General features: G+C 71.4%; 15 protein-coding genes. 14 read left to right on the top strand and 1 reads right to left on the bottom strand.

Going from position 1 to position 17026, the window contains the following annotated elements:
* Positions 1-326 precede the first annotated feature (326 nt).
* The 9 genes from fabD (at position 327) to IE168_RS07095 (ending at position 8623) form a co-directional block, all read left to right on the top strand.
* Positions 327-1271, top strand: coding sequence for an ACP S-malonyltransferase (gene fabD, locus IE168_RS07135; protein WP_189496671.1), 945 nt, complete (start codon positions 327-329; stop codon positions 1269-1271).
* Positions 1272-1445: 174 nt separating this feature from the next.
* Positions 1446-2189 (top strand): 3-oxoacyl-ACP reductase FabG, encoded by a 744-nt coding sequence (gene fabG / locus IE168_RS07130; protein WP_189496669.1) that lies wholly within the window; start codon positions 1446-1448, stop codon positions 2187-2189.
* A gap of 112 nt (positions 2190-2301) precedes the next feature.
* Positions 2302-2541, top strand: a complete 240-nt coding sequence (gene acpP / locus IE168_RS07125) for an acyl carrier protein (protein ID WP_133000863.1) — start codon at positions 2302-2304, stop codon at positions 2539-2541.
* 120 nt (positions 2542-2661) lie between these two features.
* A complete protein-coding gene (gene fabF, locus IE168_RS07120; RefSeq protein ID WP_189496667.1) occupies positions 2662-3897 on the top strand; it encodes a beta-ketoacyl-ACP synthase II in 1236 nt (411 codons plus the stop codon).
* Positions 3898-3934: 37 nt separating this feature from the next.
* Positions 3935-5467: a chorismate-binding protein gene (locus IE168_RS07115; protein ID WP_189496665.1), complete on the top strand. Its 1533-nt coding sequence runs from the start codon at positions 3935-3937 to the stop codon at positions 5465-5467.
* A 75-nt stretch (positions 5468-5542) separates the two neighbouring features.
* Positions 5543-6589 carry an endolytic transglycosylase MltG gene (gene mltG, locus IE168_RS07110; protein WP_189496663.1) on the top strand — a complete coding sequence of 349 codons (1047 nt, stop codon included), beginning with the start codon at positions 5543-5545 and terminating at the stop codon, positions 6587-6589.
* Entirely contained in the window at positions 6586-7227 is a 642-nt protein-coding gene (tmk, locus tag IE168_RS07105; protein WP_189496662.1) for a dTMP kinase, read from the top strand. The genes mltG and tmk overlap by 4 nt, the downstream gene beginning before the upstream one ends.
* Positions 7224-8267 (top strand): DNA polymerase III subunit delta', encoded by a 1044-nt coding sequence (locus tag IE168_RS07100; RefSeq protein ID WP_189496660.1) that lies wholly within the window; start codon positions 7224-7226, stop codon positions 8265-8267. Before tmk ends, IE168_RS07100 begins: the two co-directional genes overlap by 4 nt.
* Positions 8264-8623: a PilZ domain-containing protein gene (locus tag IE168_RS07095; RefSeq protein ID WP_189496658.1), complete on the top strand. Its 360-nt coding sequence runs from the start codon at positions 8264-8266 to the stop codon at positions 8621-8623. The genes IE168_RS07100 and IE168_RS07095 overlap by 4 nt, the downstream gene beginning before the upstream one ends.
* Before the next feature lie 34 nt (positions 8624-8657).
* On the opposite strand, the gene IE168_RS07090 is transcribed toward IE168_RS07095, so the two are convergent.
* Positions 8658-10712 (bottom strand): 3-hydroxyacyl-CoA dehydrogenase NAD-binding domain-containing protein, encoded by a 2055-nt coding sequence (locus tag IE168_RS07090; protein ID WP_189496656.1) that lies wholly within the window; start codon positions 10710-10712, stop codon positions 8658-8660.
* 194 nt (positions 10713-10906) lie between these two features.
* On the opposite strand from IE168_RS07090, the gene rpoE reads away from it, so the two are divergent.
* The 5 genes from rpoE (at position 10907) to lepB (ending at position 16985) form a co-directional block, all read left to right on the top strand.
* Positions 10907-11521, top strand: coding sequence for an RNA polymerase sigma factor RpoE (gene rpoE, locus IE168_RS07085; protein ID WP_189496654.1), 615 nt, complete (start codon positions 10907-10909; stop codon positions 11519-11521).
* A gap of 7 nt (positions 11522-11528) precedes the next feature.
* Entirely contained in the window at positions 11529-12602 is a 1074-nt protein-coding gene (locus tag IE168_RS07080; RefSeq protein WP_189496651.1) for a sigma-E factor negative regulatory protein, read from the top strand.
* An 86-nt stretch (positions 12603-12688) separates the two neighbouring features.
* On the top strand, positions 12689-14194 hold the full coding sequence (locus tag IE168_RS07075; protein WP_189496649.1) for a Do family serine endopeptidase: 1506 nt from the start codon (positions 12689-12691) through the stop codon (positions 14192-14194).
* 165 nt (positions 14195-14359) lie between these two features.
* On the top strand, positions 14360-16153 hold the full coding sequence (lepA, locus tag IE168_RS07070) for a translation elongation factor 4 (RefSeq protein WP_189496929.1): 1794 nt from the start codon (positions 14360-14362) through the stop codon (positions 16151-16153).
* A 37-nt stretch (positions 16154-16190) separates the two neighbouring features.
* On the top strand, positions 16191-16985 hold the full coding sequence (gene lepB / locus IE168_RS07065; protein ID WP_189496647.1) for a signal peptidase I: 795 nt from the start codon (positions 16191-16193) through the stop codon (positions 16983-16985).
* Positions 16986-17026 lie beyond the last annotated feature (41 nt).

Genomic DNA, 17026 nt, shown 5'->3' with positions numbered 1-17026 from the left:
CGCATTCCGCGGCCTTTTTGCGTTCCGGGCTGTCGAGAGCTTTCTGCCGCGGATGACGCCGATTGACGCGGATTGCGCGGATCCGGCTGAGGCCAGATCGGAGCGATCCCCTTGATTGAAAAGAAAGAATGCTGACCAAGAGACGTGATGCTCCTGGCTTGCCCCGGCCAGATCCGCGCAATCCGCGCTAATCCGCGTCATCCGTGGCCAAAGGCTTTCAAATGCCACATCGCGTCCGCGGTCATGGGCGGTCAATACGGGCGGGTACAGACGGAGCGGGGGGTTCGCGCTTATCATCGCCCGGCTTTTTTCGAATGGATGTGCGCGTGACCGGTTCCCAGCTCGCTTTCGTGTTTCCCGGACAGGGCTCGCAGTCGCCGGGCATGCTCGCCGACCTGGCGGACGTGCATGCGGTGGTGCGCGAGGCGTTTGCCGAGGCCTCCGAAGGCGCGGGCGTGGATCTCTGGGCGCTGTCGCAGGACGAGGGCGACGGGCGCCTCAACCAGACCGAGTTCACCCAGCCGGCGCTGCTGGCCGCGGGCGTGGCCGTCTGGCGCGCCTGGCAGGCGGCGGGCGGCGCGATGCCGTCGCTGCTGGCCGGCCACAGCCTGGGCGAATACTCGGCGCTGGTGGCCGCCGGCGCGCTGCCGCTGGCCGACGCCGCGCGCCTGGTGCGCCTGCGCGGCCAGCTGATGCAGGACGCCGCGCCGGCCGGTACCGGTGCGATGGCCGCGGTGATCGGCGCCGAGGACGCGCTGGTGCGCGACACCTGCGCGGAGGCATCCGGCGACGACGTGGTGGTGCCCGCGAACTTCAACTCGCCCGGCCAGGTGGTGATCGGCGGCCATGCGGCCGCGGTCGACCGCGCGCTGGAGCTGCTCGCCGCGAAGGGCGTGCGCAAGGCGGTCAAGCTGGCGGTGAGCGTGCCCTCGCATACCCCGCTGATGCGCGAGGCCGCCAACCGCCTGTCCGAAGCCATGTCCGGCCTCGCCTGGCGCGAGCCCTCGCTGCCGGTGGTGCAGAACGTCGATGCCGAAGTGCACGACGGCGTGCAGGCCATCCGCGATGCGCTGGTGCGCCAGCTCTACCTCCCGGTGCAGTGGACCGGCTGCGTGCAGGCACTCGCCGCCCGCGGTGCCACCGGCATCGCCGAATGCGGCCCCGGCAAGGTCCTGACCGGCCTGGCGAAGCGCATCGACAAATCCCTTGACGCCCGCACGCTCGGCACCGCCGCCGACTTCGAGGCAGCGCTCGCGGAATGGAAGAGCTGATTTTTTGCCACGGATGAACGCGGATCACACGGATTTACACGGATAGAGCAAATGCGGATGAAACAGCATTGGCGCCGCCGTTGCAGACATGTTTTTCCTGCTTTATCCGTGTGAATCCGTGTGATCCGCGTTCATCCGTGGCAAGGCTTTTGAACTGACACAGGCAAAAACGACATGACCCAGGAACTGAAGGGCGAGATCGCGCTGGTGACCGGCGCCAGCCGCGGTATTGGCGCGGCGATCGCCGACGAGCTGGCCGCGCGCGGCGCGACGGTCGTCGGTACGGCGACCAGCGAGGGCGGGGCGAAGGCCATCGGCGAGCGCCTCGCGGCGCAGGGTGGCCACGGCCGCGTGCTCGACGTCGCCGCGCCCGGTGCGATCGAGGCGCTGATCGAGGGCATCGGCAAGGACATCGGCGCGCTCTCGATCCTGGTCAACAACGCCGGCATCACCCGCGACAACCTGCTGATGCGGATGAAGGACGAGGACTGGCAGGCCATCCTCGACACCAACCTCACCAGCGTCTACCGCAGCAGCAAGGCGGTGATGCGCGGGATGATGAAGGCCCGCCGCGGCCGCATCATCAACATCGCCTCGGTGGTGGGCGTGACCGGCAATGCTGGCCAGGCGAACTACGCCGCGGCCAAGGCCGGCATCATCGCGTTCTCGAAGTCGCTGGCGAAGGAGATCGGCAGCCGCGGCGTGACCGTGAACGTGGTCGCGCCGGGCTTCATCGCCACCGACATGACCCGTGACCTGCCCGAGGACGCGAAGGCGGCGATGTCACAGCAGATCGCGCTTGGCCGCCTCGGCGAGCCTTCCGACATCGCCCGCGCCGTCGCCTTCCTGGCCGGCCCGGACGCCGGCTACATCACCGGCGAGACCCTGCACGTCAACGGCGGGATGTACATGCCGTGATGCACCCGGGCGCCAAGCCCTTGAATCGAAAGGGGAGCCGACGGGCAGTACCGCCCCGGACCGAATCCCTTACACTACCCACCGCAACAGCCTCCACCGGAGCCAACAACACATGAGCAGCATCGAAGAGCGCGTCAAGAAGATCGTCGTCGAACAACTGGGCGTCAAGGAAGACGAGGTCAGCGCAAGCGCCTCCTTCGTCGACGACCTGGGTGCCGATTCCCTCGATACCGTCGAACTGGTGATGGCCCTCGAAGAAGAGTTCGAGTGCGAGATCCCCGACGAGGAAGCCGAGAAGATCACTTCGGTGCAGCAGGCGATCGACTACATCAAGGCCCACGTCAAGGCCTGATCGCCGGCGGCGCGATGCGCCGACCGAATGCACAACCCGGGGCCGCTGATGCGGCCTCGGGCGTTTCCGGCGCGCCGTAGCGGCGCGCTCGCACAGCACGCACAACCGTCCGGAGTTCCCATGTCCAAGCGTCGCGTCGTCATCACCGGCCTCGGCATCCTGTCGCCACTCGGCAATGATCTGGCCTCGTCCTGGCAGGGCATCGTGGACGGCCGCTCGGGCATCGGCCCGATCACCAATTTCGACGCGTCGGCGTTCGCCACCCGCATCGCCGGCGAGGTCAAGGGCTTCGATCCCACGCAGTGGATCGCGGCCAAGGACGTCAAGAAGATGGACCCCTTCGTCCACTACGGCGTCGCCGCCTCGATGATGGCGCTGCAGGACGCGGGCCTGGACGTCGCTGCCGACCCCGAGCGCATCGGCGTGGCCATCGGCGCCGGCATCGGCGGCCTGAAGGGCATCGAGGAAACCGCGATCAAGTGGCACGAGGCCGGCCCGCGCAAGATCTCGCCGTTCTACGTGCCCAGCACCATCATCAACATGATCGCCGGCCAGGTGTCGATGATGACCGGCGCCAAGGGCCCGAACATCGCCGCGGTCACCGCCTGCACCACGGCCACGCACAACATCGGCCTGGCGATGCGCATGATCCAGTACGGCGACGCCGACGCGATGATCGCCGGCGGCGCCGAGTTCGCCACCACCCCGACCTCGCTCGGCGGCTTCTGCGCGATGAAGGCGCTGTCCACGCGCAATGACGATCCGACGAAGGCCTCGCGTCCGTGGGACGAGGGCCGCGACGGCTTCGTGATGGGCGACGGCGCCGGCATCCTCGTGATCGAGGAGTACGAGCGCGCGAAGGCGCGCGGGGCGCGCATCTATGCCGAGCTCGCCGGCTTCGGCATGAGCGGCGATGCGTACCACATGACCGCGCCGAGCGAGAACGGCGAGGGCGGCGCGCGCTGCATGGTGGCCGCGATCCGCGATGCCGGCATCGATCCGTCCGAGGTCGGCTACATCAACGCCCACGGCACCTCGACCCCGGCCGGCGACCTCGCCGAGACCATGGGCATCAAGAGCGTGCTGGGCGAGCACGCGCGCAAGGTGATGGTCAGCTCGACCAAGTCGATGACCGGCCACCTGCTGGGCGCTGCCGGCGGCGTCGAGGCGGTGTTCTCGGCGATGGCGCTGCACACCGGCGTGATCCCGCCGACCATCAACCTCGACAACCCGTCGGAAGGCTGCGACCTCGACTACGTGCCGCGCACCGCGCGCGAAGCGCAGGTGGACGTCGCGATGTCGAACTCGTTCGGCTTCGGCGGCACCAACGGCAGCCTGGTCTTCCGCCGCATCTGATCCACGGCGCCGCCCCGACGGGCGGCGAGGCCCGCACATGACCCACGTCCGCGCGCTGGCGCACGGCTTCGACCTGCTTGCGCTGCAGCAGCGTGCGCCCGCGCGCTATCCGCTGCTGCTGGAATCGGTGGCCTCGGGCACCGCGCAAGGGCGCTGGGACATGCTGCTCGCGTCCGACGGTACGCGGCTGGTGCTGGGGCGCGATGGCCGGGTCCGGCGTGACAGGCTTGCTGACGGCGACTCGGGTTCAGGCGCTGTCGATGGCGGCGTTGCGGGCGAGGGCGCTGCCGCCCATCGCAGCGACGACGTCGACCACGACCACGATTTCCTTCGCGCCCTCGATGCCGACTGGCGCGCGCTGCATCGCCCCCCGGACGCCTCGCCCTGGCCCTTCCAGGGCGGCTGGGCGCTGCTGCTGGGCTACGAGCTGGCGGCACAGGTGGAGCCGGTGCTGCGGCTTCCGGCGTCGCCCGGCGCGCTGCCGGTGGCGGTGGCCTGTCGCTGCCGGGGGGCGGTGCTCCGCGACCGCCTCAGCGGCGAAGTGGTGGCCGTGGCGGAGGAGGGCGCAGAGGCGCTGCTGGACGCCGTGCTGGCGGACATCGGCGGCCTGCCCACCCCGGCCGATGCCGCGGACACCGTCGCGAACCCCGCGGCGGCGCAGGCCGGGTCCGGCGAATGCGGCGCGCTCGGAGCGCTCGGCGCGCGCGCAGCGCAGCCTGCGACCGGCGACACCGGCTGGCCCACGCTGCTGGCGTGCAGCGAAGACCCCGGCGAGACTTACACCGCAGCGGCTGCGCGCGCGCTCGACTACATCCGCGCCGGCGACGTCTTCCAGGTCAACCTGTCCCGCGGCTGGCAGGCGCGCTTCGACGCGCCGCTGGCGCCGGCCGCGCTGTACGAACGCCTGCGCCGCGCCAATCCGGCGCCCTTCGCCGGCCTGTTCGACCTGGGCGAAGCCGGCGCCGTGGTCAGCGCCTCGCCCGAACGCCTGGTCTCGGTGCGCGGCGACCTGGTCGAGACCCGCCCCATCGCCGGCACCCGTCCGCGCCTGCCCGGCGACGACGACGCCGGCCGCATCCGCGAGCTGATCGGCCACGCCAAGGAGCGCGCCGAGCACGTGATGCTGGTCGACCTCGAGCGCAACGACCTCGGCCGCGTCTGCCGCGGCGGCAGCGTCGAGGTCGACGAGCTGATGGTGGTGGAGAGCTACGCGCACGTGCACCACATCGTCAGCAACGTGCGCGGCCGCCTGCGCGACGACGCGACCCCGGGCGCGGTGCTGCGCGCGGTGTTCCCGGGCGGCACGATCACCGGCGCGCCGAAGGTGCGCTGCATGGAGATCATCGCCGAGCTGGAGGGCGTCGGCCGCGGCGCCTACACCGGCGCGATGGGCTGGCTCGACCGCAGCGGCGACCTCGACCTCAACATCCTGATCCGCAGCGCCGAAGTGGCGGGCGACACGCTGCGCTTCCGCACCGGCGCCGGCATCGTCGCGGATTCGGACCCTGCGCACGAACTGGACGAGACCCGCGCCAAGGCCCGCGGCATGCTGCAGGCAATCGGTGCCTGACCGGCGCCACGGTCGGCACGGTATCCTTCGGCGCATGCATCCGACCCCCGATCACCGCCCCGCGCGGCGCGTGCCATGAAGGCGCTCAAGCGCATCGTCCTGGTCCTGTTCCTGCTCTCGGCGCTGGTCGCCGGTGCGGCGGCCTGGTGGGCCTGGACCAGTTACCAGGACTTCGCCAACGCACCGCTGGCGGGCGTCGAGGCCGGCGACAACCTGGTCGTCGAGCGCGGCGACACGCTGCGCAGCGTGGTCGCGCGCCTGCGCCAACAGGGCATCGACGCCGGCCGCGACCTGGAATGGCGCCTGCTCGCGCGCCAGCTCGGCACCGGCGGCCGCATCCAGGTCGGCGAATACGCGCTCGAGCCCGGCATCACCGCCGGCGAACTGCTGCGGCACATGCGCGACGGCAAGGTCGTGCGCCACCACTTCACCATCGTCGAAGGCTGGAACATCCGCGAGCTGCGCGCCGCCCTCGGCCGCGCCACGCCGCTGGTGCAGACCCTGCACGAGGTCGACGACGCGGCGCTGATGGCGATGCTGGGCCGCGAGGGCGTGCATCCGGAAGGCCGCTTCCTGCCCGAGACCTATGCCTACGACCGCGGCGACACCGACGTCGACCTGCTCGAGCGCGCCGCCGACGACCTCGACCGCGCCCTGGCGGCGGCGTGGGAGGCGCGCGCCGACGACCTGCCGATCGATACGCCGGAGCAGGCGCTGGTGCTGGCCTCGATCGTGGAGAAGGAGACCGGCATCGCCGAAGAGCGCCCGCTGATCGCGGGCGTGTTCACCCGTCGCCTGCGTATCGGCATGCGCCTGCAGACCGATCCCACGGTCATCTACGGCATGGGCAGCGCGTATGCGGGCAACATCCGCCGCAGCGACCTGCAGGCCGACACGCCGTACAACACCTACACCCGCGACGGCCTGCCGCCGACCCCGATCGCGATGGCCGGCGCCGATGCGCTGCGCGCGGCGACGCAGCCGGAGGAGGGCGATGCGCTGTACTTCGTCGCCGTCGGCGACGGCAGCGGCCGCCACGTGTTCTCGCCTTCGCTCGAGGCGCACAACGCCGCCGTGCGCCAGTACGTGCAGCGCTACCGCGAACGGCACGGGCCGCGATGAGCGCGCTGCCCCTGCATCCGCGCTTCGTCTCGCTGGAAGGCGGCGAGGGCGCCGGCAAGACCACGGTGCTGGCGGCGCTGCGCGCGGAGCTGGCCGCCTCGGGCCGCGAGGTGGTGGTCACCCGCGAACCCGGCGGCACGCCGCTGGCCGAGAAGATCCGCGCCCTGCTGCTGCAGCCCGACGACGAAGCGGTGGCGGCGGACACCGAGCTGCTGCTGATGTTCGCCGCGCGCGCGCAGCACGTGCGTACGACGGTGCTGCCGGCGCTGGAGCGCGGCGCCTGGGTGCTGTGCGACCGCTTCACCGATTCGAGCTACGCCTACCAGGGCGGGGGGCGCGGGCTCGATGCGGATTTCATCGAGGCGCTGGAGCGTCGCGTGGTCGGCATCCGTCCCGGCCTGACCTTGCTGCTCGACCTCGACGTCGCGCAGGGCCGCGAGCGCATCCAGGGCCGGGATCCACGGCCGGACCGCATCGAGCGCGAGCGCGCGGCCTTCTTCGAGCGCGCGCGCGCGACCTTCCTGGCGCGGGCCGCCGCCGAGCCGCAGCGCTTCCGCGTCGTCGACGCCTCGCGCGCGGTCGAGCAGGTCGTGGCCGACGCGGTCGCGGCCCTGCGGGCCTTCGCGGAGAGGGCATGAACGACGACCTGCCGCTCGCGCCCTGGCAGCAGCGCATGCACGACCATGCGGCCGCGGCGATCGATGCCGGGCGCATGGGCCACGCGCTGCTGTTCTGCGGCCCGGCGATGCTGGGCAAGCGCCTGGTCGCCGAGCGGCTTGCGCAGCGCGTGCTGTGCCTGTCGCCGGACGCCGCCGCGCGCCCCTGTGGCCAGTGCCGGTCCTGCAGCCTGTATCGCGCGCGTGCGCAGAAGGATCCGCTCGAGCAGCGGCCCGACGGCTCGCCCTCGCACCCCTGGGGCCATCCCGGCCATCCGGACGCGATCTTCGTCGGCCACGCCTGGCGGCTGACGCCGTCGCCGCCGCGCCAGCTCTCGGTGATCCCGGTCGACCAGGTGCGCGAGCTGTCGGCGCGCCTGGCTACCACGCCGCAGTACGGCGATGCCAAGGTCGCGATCATCGATCCGGCCGACGACATGAACGATGCCGCCGCCAACGCGCTGCTGAAGACGCTGGAGGAGCCGGTGCCAGGCCGCTACCTGTGGCTGCTCAGCGCGAATCCCGCGCGCCTGCCGGCGACAATCCGCAGCCGCTGCCAGCGCCTGGAGTTCCGCCTGCCGCCGGCGGACGAGGCCGTGGCCTGGCTGCGCGCGCAGGGCCACGCCGACGGCGCCGCCGCGGAGGCTCTGGCCGCCGCCCGCGGCCATCCCGGGCTGGCCGATGCCTGGCTGCGCGACGGCGGCATGGCGCTGCGCCGCGAGGTTGCGGCCGACCTGGCGAAGCTGGCGGGCAACAGCGCTTCGCCGCTCGAGGTCGCCAAGGCCTGGACGGCGGACGAGCAGGCCACGCAGCGCCTGCTGCATGCCGCCGACGTGGCCCGCGACGAGGCCGCCGGCTTGACCGATCCGGCGCGAATCCGGAAGCTGGCCGCCTGGTTCGACAGCGCCAACCGCACGCGCGAACTGCTGCGCAGCACGGTCCGCGCCGACCTCGCGGTGGTGGACCTGCTGCTCGCATGGCGCGACGCCGCGGGCGGGAACGCAAGTGGAGTGACGCGATGAGTGCAACCGGTGGCGGCGCGCGGCAGGGCATCCTGTCGCTGGCGGTCAAGGACAAGGCCCAGCTGTACGCGGCCTACATGCCGTATCTCAAGCACGGCGGCATCTTCGTGCCGACCACGCGGCGCTATTTCATCGGCGACGAGGTCTTCGTGCTGCTGACCCTGCCCGAGTCCAGCGAGCGCCTGCCCGCAGCCGGCAAGGTGGTCTGGGTGACGCCGCCCGGCGCCCAGGGCAACCGCACCGCCGGCATCGGCGTGCAGTTCGCCGACACCGCCGAGGGCGAGAACGTGAAGGGCCGGATCGAGACGCTGCTCGCCGGCTCGCTGAACGCGGACAAGGCCACGCACACGATGTAGCGGGGGAGGTGTCCGCACAGCGGGGATGGCGGCGCTACTTGCGCAGCGCGGGGGAGTCCCAGCCGGGACGAGGCGCGAAGCGGTCGCCGTGGGCGGCCTGCAGGCCCTTCATCCGCAGCAGCACCGCCTCGGCGCCGGTCTCGCGCACGTACTGGATCGGGCCGCCGCGGAAGGGCGCGAAGCCGGTGCCGAAGATCACGCCGGCATCCAGCAGGTCGCCGTCGGCGACCACGCCCTCGTGCAGCGCCGCCACCGCCTCGTTGACCAGCGGCAGGATCAGCCGGTCCTCGAGATCGGCCGGCGCCTGGTAGTCCTTCGGCACCTCGGGCTTCTTCGGCTTGCCGTTTTCCCAGGCGTACAGGCCCTGGCCGTCCTTCTTGCCGCGCCTGCCGGCTTCCGGCGGCGTGGACAGCGAGGGCGGGATCGGCAGCCCGAGGAACGGCGCCAGCTCCGCGCCCACGCCCGCGGCCACGTCCAGGCCGACGGTGTCGATCAGCTCGATCGGCCCCATCGGCATGCCGAACTTCACCGCCGCGCGGTCGATCACCGCGCCCGGGATGCCTTCGGAATACGCGGTCGCGGCCTCGAGCATGTAGGGGAACAGCAGGCGGTTGACCAGGAAGCCCGGCGTGCCGGCCACCGGCACCGGCAGCTTGTCGATCGCCTTGCAGAACGCGGCCAGGCGGCGCTCGGTTTCCGGATCCATCGCATCGTGGCGCACGATCTCCACCAGCGGCATCAGCGCCACCGGGTTGAAGTAGTGCAGGCCGGCGAACCGCGCGGGACGGGCGAGGCCGGTGCGCAGCTCGTCGAGCGGGATCGACGAGGTGTTGGTGGCAAGCAGGGCGTCGGGCTTCAGCGCCGGCTCGATGCCCGCGTACAGCGAGCGCTTGGCCTGCGGCTGCTCGATGATCGCCTCGATCACCAGGTCGGCGTCGGCGACACCGTTGCCGGCCAGGTCGGACTTCAGCCGTGCCACCACCTCGGGGCGCTTCGCGTCGACCTTCACCTTCTTCGCGAACAGTTCCTGCGCGCGCGCCATGGCCTTGTCGATATAGGCCTGCTCGCGGTCCTGCAGCGTGACCTCGAAGCCCTTCAGCGCCGACCAGGCGGCGATGTCGCCGCCCATGACTCCGGCGCCGACCACGTGCACGCGGGCGATGCCGCTGTCCTTGCCACCAAGCCCCTTCAGCCGCTCCTGCAGGAAGAACACGCGCGTCAGGTTGCGCGCGGTGGGCGTGCCGGCGAGCTTCACCACCGCTTTCCGCTCCGCGGACAGACGGTTCTGGATGCCGCCGCCGGTGCGGCGCCAGGTTTCGATCAGCGCGTAGGGCGCCGGGTAGTGCTCGCGGCGGGCCTTGCGCGCGACCTGCTTGACCAGCATCGGCGCCATCAGCTGACGCGCCGGCCAGGTGTTGGTGATCCAGCCCATGAAGCGCTGGCGGAACGGCCGCTCGGCGCCCTTGAGCGCGAGTTCGGCGGCGGCGTCGATGAGCTGGGCCGGCTCGACCACCCGGTCGACCAGGCCGATGGCCTTGGCGACCGACGCCGACAGCGTGCGTCCGGTCAGCATCATGTCCATCGCCGCCGGCGTGCCGACCAGGCGAGGCAGGCGCACGCTGCCGCCCCAGCCGGGATAGATGCCCAGCTTCACCTCGGGCAGGCCGATGCGCGTGGACGGGTCGTTGCTGGCCACGCGGTAGCGGCAGGCCAGCGAGATCTCGGTGCCGCCGCCCATGCAGAAGCCGTGGATCGCGGCCACGGTGGGGCAGGGCAGCTCGGCCAGGCGCTGGAACACCTGCTGGCCGCGGCGGATGGAGTCGCCGATCGTGCCCTTGGCATCGAACTCCGCGAATTCGCGGATGTCGGCGCCGGCGATGAAGCCCCGGGCCTTGCCCGAGCGCAGCACCAGCGCCCGCGGCGGATCCAGGGCCAGGCGCTCGAGCAGGGTGTCGAGTTCGACCAGCACGTCCTGGGCGAAGGTGTTGACCGACTCGCCGGAGCGGTCGAAGGTCAGCAGGACGACGCCGTCGGGGCGCTGCTCGGCGTGCCAGTGGCTGAAGCGCAGACCATCGAGTCCAGCGATCATGCGGAACCATCCGTGCGGGTACGGGAGCCGCCTATGATCCAGAGTCCCTTTCGGCTCCGTCAAATCGGCGCCAGGGCGGGCGGCGGCTTGCGGGAGGCTGAACCCGGCCCCAGATCATCGTGCAGGGCGGAACTTTCCGCCTGCGTGAAGGTCACATCCGGTCCCAGGGCCGGTTCCCAGGAGAGTGCCGGCCCATGGCCGAGATCGACAGCAGCCAGCTTGACCAGGACCTCGTCCGCCGCGTGCAGCGCGGCGACATGGCTGCGTTCGACCTGCTGGTGCGCAAGTACCAGCACCGTGTCGCCGCGCTGGTGGGCCGCTACGTCCGGGACTGGAGCGAGTGCCAGGACGTCGCGCAGGAGACCTTCATCCGCGCCTATCGGGCGATCGGCAACTTCCGCGGCGACGCGCAGTTCTACACCTGGCTGCACCGGATCGCGGTCAACACCGCCAAGAACCACCTCGTGGCCAGCAACCGCCGCCCGCCGACCGACGACATCGATCCCGACGACGCCGAGCACTTCGACGTCGCCACCGGCCTGCGCGACCACGACACGCCGGAACGCGAGCTGATGCGCCAGCAGATGGAACAAACGGTGCTGCGCGCGGTCCAAGCCCTGCCCGAGGAGCTGCGCACGGCGATCACCCTGCGCGAGGTCGAAGGGCTGAGCTACGAGGAGATCGCCGCGCGCATGGACTGCCCGATCGGCACCGTCCGCTCCCGGATCTTCCGGGCCCGCGAGGCGATCGACGTCGAGCTCAGGCCGCTGATGGACAACGAGGCCGCGCCCGAACGCGCGGCGCGATGAGTACGAGATGAGCCACCCCAACGACGACATCGATATCGAATTCCAGCCCGAACCCGACAGGCTGTACGCCCACAACCGCCGGCAGCTGTCGGCGATGCTGGACGGCGAGCTGTCGCCGGACCAGGCGCGCTTCATGCTGCGCCGGCTCCAGCACGACACCGAGCTGGCGACATGCTGGGAGCGCTGGCAGGTCTGCGGCGACGTGCTGCGCGGCGGCGGCCACGCGCTGCTGCCGGCGGACTTCTCGAAGCGGGTGGCGGACGCGATCGCGGCACCCGCGGCCGCGACGGCCTCGGCGCCGGTTGCCGCGCCGCACCGGTCGCACCGGCTGCTGCGCTGGGGGGGCGGCGCGCTGGCCGCTTCGGTGGCGCTGGTGGCGCTGTTCATGGCCCGGCAGATGCCCGATGCCCAGGCCCCGGCACTGGTCGAGGCGACGGACGCGGCGCGTCCGGCGCCGGCGATGGTCGACGCGGCGCCGCGCGTACTGGTGGGTGCCGACGATGGCGCGCTGGCCGTGGCGCCGGAGCCGGAGCCCGGACCGGAGCGGGGCGGTGACGCGGCCGCGCTGCTGGCCGCGGCGGCGCCGGCGGTGATCGCCGTGGCCGAAGTGCCGCGACGTGCCGCCCAGCGTGGCAGTTCCCGCAGCCAGGCCCAGCGCGCCGCGCTGCGGCGGGCCGATGGCGTGGACGGGCCTGCGCGGACCGCGGTCGCCGCGGCGCCGCAGCGGATGGTTCCGGCAGCGGCCGCGCCCGCGGTCGTGATCCCCGACGGTTCGCTCCCGGTCCTGGCAGGCATGCCGGCGGCGGGCACGGACGCGGGTGGCGATGCGCTGTTCGGTGCGCCGGCCGCGGCGGCGAGGCCCTGGCCGCGCGCCGTGCTGCCGGGCCTGTCGCGGGCCCAGCCTTTCGCAGCCGGCTACGGGCTGCCGCAGCAGGAGGAGGCCTTTGCACCGTTCCAGCCGCGCCTGGATGGCGCGCGCGCCGCGTTCCCGGCGCAGGCCGCGCCCCGCCCGGGCGCGCGGCCCGGCTCCGCGCAGCAGGCTGCGGACCAGGCCGCGGCCGACCAGCCTCCCGGCGGCTGATCCCGCTTGCGGGGCACTGCCTGTAGGCCGGACAGCGACCCCACGCCCCTTCTTCTTTCGATCCGATCGTCGAGGTTACCGACTTGATGAAATCCCCTGTCTTTGCCGTCGCCCTGGTCGCCCTCACCGCGGCCGGCACCGCCGCCGTGGTGTTCCCCGCCGCCACCGCACAGTCCCCGCAGGCCCAGGCCGCCAGCGCGCCTCCCGCGGTGCCGCTGGTCACCGGCCTGCCCGACTTCACGCGGCTGGTCGACCGGGTCGCGCCGGCGGTGGTGAACATCGAGGTCATCATCGGCCCGCGTGACACCCGCCAGGCCCAGCAGCAGCTGCCCGACGACATGCCCGAGTTCTTCCGCCGCTTCTTCGGCCCCGGCTCGCCGTTCCCCGGCATGCCGCAGGATCCGGGTGGCCGCGGCGGGCTGTCGATGGGCAGCGGCTTCCTCATCTCGGCCGATGGCTACGTGATCACCAACCACCACGTCGTCGATGGCGCCACCACGGTGCGGGTGACCCTGCCCGACCGCCGCGGCTTCGACGCCGAAGTGGTGGGCAGCGACGAACAGTCCGACGTCGCCCTGCTCAAGGTCGACGCCAGCGGGCTGCCGTTCCTGCGCGCCGGCAAGGCCGCCGACGTGAAGCCCGGGCAGTGGGCGGTCGCCATCGGGTCGCCCTTCGGCTTCGACCAGTCGGTCACCGCCGGCATCGTCAGCGCCGTCGGCCGCGCCAACCACTACGCCAACCAGCGCTACGTGCCCTTCATCCAGACCGACGTCGCGATCAACCGCGGCAACTCGGGCGGCCCGCTGCTCAACACCAGCGGCGAAGTGATCGGCATCAATTCGCAGATCTTCTCCAACTCCGGCGGCTACATGGGCGTGAGCTTCGCGATCCCGATCGACGTGGTCATGAACGTCGCCGACCAGCTCAAGGCCACCGGCCAGGTGCGTCGCGGCCAGATGGGCGTGCAGGTGCAGGAGATCCGCGCCGACGCCGCCCAGGGTCTGGGCCTGCCGGATACCCGCGGCGCGCTGGTCGCCGACGTCATCGCGGGGGGCGCGGCGGCGAAGGCGGGCATCCAGCGCGGCGACGTGATCCGCGAGGTCGACGGCATGCGCATCAACCAGTCCAGCGACCTGCCGCCGATGATCGGCGCCAAGGCGCCGGGCAGCCGGGTGTCCGTGAAGGTCTGGCGCGAGGGTCGCACCCGCGACCTCACCGTGACCCTGACCGAGCTCGACGAAGGCGTCGCGGCGGGTCCGCAGCGGCCGGGCGCCGGTGCCCCGGCGGCGAAGCCGAGCAACCCGCTGGGCATCGTCGGCAGCGAGCTGGGCGCCGAGCAGCGCCGGCGCCTGGACCTCGGGCCGGACGAGGGTGTGGCGGTGGCCCGGGTCGAGGGCCTGGCCGCGCGCAGCGCCGGCATCCAGCCTGGCGACGTGATCCTGCAGGTGGGCCGCGTCAACGTCGCCACGCCGGCCGAGCTCGACCGCGAGCTGGCCAAGGCCAGGGTCGGCGAAACGGTGATGCTGCTGGTGCGCAACCGCAGCGGCGGCACGCAGTTCATCGCGGTGACGCCGAGGAACGAGTCGAAGTAGGGCGAACGGGGCCGGGCGACCGGCCCCGTTTCCTTTCGGGGCGGCTCGGGGCCTGGCGCGCGGATGTGCCGCCGTGGCGGCTTCTCCGGCCTGTGCGACAATATCCCGTTCGACTCCCCCCGGCCGGCCGCCGGCAAACCGACCGCACACATGCCACCCGAATCGATGCGGAACATCCGCAACTTCTCCATCATCGCGCACGTCGACCACGGCAAGTCGACGCTGGCCGACCGCATCATCCAGCTCTGCGGCGGCCTGACCGCGCGCGAGATGGAAGCGCAGGTGCTCGACAACAACCCGATCGAGCGCGAGCGCGGCATCACCATCAAGGCGCAGTCGGTGTCGGTGCCGTACACGGCCCGCAACGGCGAGACCTACCACCTCAATTTCATCGACACCCCCGGCCACGTCGACTTCTCCTACGAGGTCAGCCGCTCGCTGGCCGCCTGCGAGGGCGCGCTGCTGGTGGTCGACGCCGCCCAGGGCGTGGAGGCGCAGTCGGTCGCCAACTGCTACACGGCGGTGGAGCAGGGCCTGGAAGTGGTGCCGGTGCTCAACAAGATCGACCTGCCGACCGCCGACATCGAGCGCGCCAAGGCCGAGATCGAGGCCGTGATCGGCATCGACGCCAGCGACGCGGTGGCGGTCAGCGCCAAGACCGGCCTCAACGTGGAAGAGGTGCTGGAGGCCATCGTCCACCGCATCCCGCCGCCGCAGCCGCGCGACACCGACAAGCTGCAGGCGCTGATCATCGACTCCTGGTTCGACAACTACCTCGGCGTGGTGTCGCTGGTGCGCGTGATGCAGGGCGAACTCAAGGCCGGCGCGAAGATGCTGGTCATGTCCACCGGCCGCACCCACCAGGTCGACAAGGTCGGCGTGTTCACGCCCAAGCGCAAGGAGACGCCGTCGCTGCGCGCGGGCGAGGTGGGCTGGATCAACGCCTCGATCAAGGACGTGCACGGCGCCCCGGTGGGCGACACGCTCACGCTGGCCGGCGATCCCGCGCCGCATCCGCTGCCGGGCTTCCAGGAAATGCAGCCGCGGGTGTTCTCGGGCCTGTTCCCGGTCGACGCCGACGACTACCCGGACCTGCGCGAGGCGCTGGAGAAGCTGCGCCTCAACGACGCCGCGCTGCGCTTCGAGCCGGAAAGCTCGGAGGCCATGGGCTTCGGCTTCCGCTGCGGCTTCCTCGGCATGCTGCACATGGAGATCGTGCAGGAGCGCCTGGAGCGCGAGTACGACCTCAACCTGATCAGCACCGCGCCGACCGTCATCTACGAGATCCTGATGACCGACGGCGAAGTGCGGCCGCTGGACAACCCGGCCAAGCTGCCGCCGGTCAACACCATCGACGAGATCCGCGAGCCGATCATCCGCGCCAACATCCTCACGCCGCCGGACTACGTCGGCAACGTGATCACGCTGTGCGAGGAGAAGCGCGGCAGCCAGGTGGGCATCAACTACCTCGGCAGCCAGGTGCAGGTCAGCTACGAGCTGCCGATGGCCGAGGTGGTGCTGGACTTCTTCGACCGCCTGAAGTCGGTGAGCCGCGGCTATGCCTCGCTGGACTACCACTTCGTGCGCTTCGAGGCCGGCCCGTTCGTGCGCGTGGACACGCTGATCAACGGCGACAAGGTCGACGCGCTGTCGATCATCGTCCACCGCAGCCATGCCGATCGTCGCGGCCGCGACCTGACCGAAAAGATGAAGGATCTGATCCCGCGGCAGCAGTTCGACGTCGCGATCCAGGCCGCCATCGGCTCGCAGATCATCGCCCGCAGCTCGGTCAAGGCGCTGCGCAAGAACGTGCTGGCCAAGTGCTACGGCGGCGACATCAGCCGCAAGAAGAAGCTCCTGGAGAAGCAGAAGGAAGGCAAGAAGCGCATGAAGCAGGTCGGGCGCGTCGAGATCCCGCAGGAAGCCTTCCTCGCGGTGCTCCAGGTGGACAACAAGTGACGGCGGCCCACGGGCCCGCCGCGGACGGGGTGCGCGCATGAAGTGGTTTGAACTCGGCCTGGTCATCCTGACCTTCGCCTCCGGCCTCGTCTGGCTGCTCGACCGGCTGTTCTTCGCCAAGGCGCGCAAGGCGCGCGCGGGCCTGCTCGACGAGGACCGCGAGCCGGTGGTGGTGGACTATGCCCGCGCCTTCTTCCCGATCCTGGCGGTGGTGCTGGTGCTGCGCAGCTTCGTGGCCGAGCCGTTCCGGATCCCGTCGAGCTCGATGATGCCGACGCTGCTGATCGGCGACTTCATCCTGGTCAACAAGTTCGCGTACGGCCTGCGCCTGCCGGTCAACAACAAGAAGGTGGTCGGCATCGGCCTGCCGGAACGCGGCGACGTGGTGGTGTTCCGGCCGCCGCAGTATCCCGACCAGGACTGGATCAAGCGCGTGGTCGGCCTGCCCGGCGACCGCATCGCCTACCGCGACAACGTGCTGTACGTGAACGGCGAAGCCTCGGCGTACCAGCCGATCGGCGCATACGTCGGCAAGGGCCGCGGCGAGGACATGACCGGCGCCAGCCTGCTGGCCGAGGACCTCGGCGGCGACGGCCGCCACGAAGTGCTCGAGATTGACAGCCCGCTGTTCGCGCAGCATGGCGTGGGCGAGTGGACGGTGCCCGAGGGTGAATATTTCGTCATGGGCGACAATCGTGATAGAAGCGACGACAGCCGCTTCTGGGGCACGCTGCCGGAGACCCAGCTCCGCGGCAAGGCGTTCCTGGTGTGGATGAACTTCGACAGCGCCGCCGGCGGCGTCGACTTCGACCGCATCGGCACGCGCCTGTAACCGCGCCGGAAGGGGCCTGGCGCCACAATGACCAACCGCAT

Source organism: Luteimonas padinae (assembly GCF_014652935.1).
In the GTDB taxonomy this organism is placed as follows: domain Bacteria; phylum Pseudomonadota; class Gammaproteobacteria; order Xanthomonadales; family Xanthomonadaceae; genus Luteimonas; species Luteimonas padinae.
Note: the sequence above shows the minus strand (reverse complement) of the source record. Positions and strands in the feature narration are given on the sequence as shown.

Bases quoted from the DNA above. Each gene is read 5' to 3' on its own strand.
- fabG (WP_189496669.1), top strand. From the start codon at position 1,446: ATGACCCAGGAACTGAAGGGCGAGATCGCGCTGGTGACCGGCGCCAGC.
- acpP (WP_133000863.1), top strand. From the start codon at position 2,302: ATGAGCAGCATCGAAGAGCGCGTCAAGAAGATCGTCGTCGAACAACTG.
- fabF (WP_189496667.1), top strand. From the start codon at position 2,662: ATGTCCAAGCGTCGCGTCGTCATCACCGGCCTCGGCATCCTGTCGCCA.
- IE168_RS07115 (WP_189496665.1), top strand. From the start codon at position 3,935: ATGACCCACGTCCGCGCGCTGGCGCACGGCTTCGACCTGCTTGCGCTG.
- mltG (WP_189496663.1), top strand. From the start codon at position 5,543: ATGAAGGCGCTCAAGCGCATCGTCCTGGTCCTGTTCCTGCTCTCGGCG.
- tmk (WP_189496662.1), top strand. From the start codon at position 6,586: ATGAGCGCGCTGCCCCTGCATCCGCGCTTCGTCTCGCTGGAAGGCGGC.
- IE168_RS07100 (WP_189496660.1), top strand. From the start codon at position 7,224: ATGAACGACGACCTGCCGCTCGCGCCCTGGCAGCAGCGCATGCACGAC.
- IE168_RS07095 (WP_189496658.1), top strand. From the start codon at position 8,264: ATGAGTGCAACCGGTGGCGGCGCGCGGCAGGGCATCCTGTCGCTGGCG.
- IE168_RS07090 (WP_189496656.1), bottom strand. From the start codon at position 10,712: ATGATCGCTGGACTCGATGGTCTGCGCTTCAGCCACTGGCACGCCGAG.
- rpoE (WP_189496654.1), top strand. From the start codon at position 10,907: ATGGCCGAGATCGACAGCAGCCAGCTTGACCAGGACCTCGTCCGCCGC.
- IE168_RS07080 (WP_189496651.1), top strand. From the start codon at position 11,529: ATGAGCCACCCCAACGACGACATCGATATCGAATTCCAGCCCGAACCC.
- IE168_RS07075 (WP_189496649.1), top strand. From the start codon at position 12,689: ATGAAATCCCCTGTCTTTGCCGTCGCCCTGGTCGCCCTCACCGCGGCC.
- lepA (WP_189496929.1), top strand. From the start codon at position 14,360: ATGCGGAACATCCGCAACTTCTCCATCATCGCGCACGTCGACCACGGC.
- lepB (WP_189496647.1), top strand. From the start codon at position 16,191: ATGAAGTGGTTTGAACTCGGCCTGGTCATCCTGACCTTCGCCTCCGGC.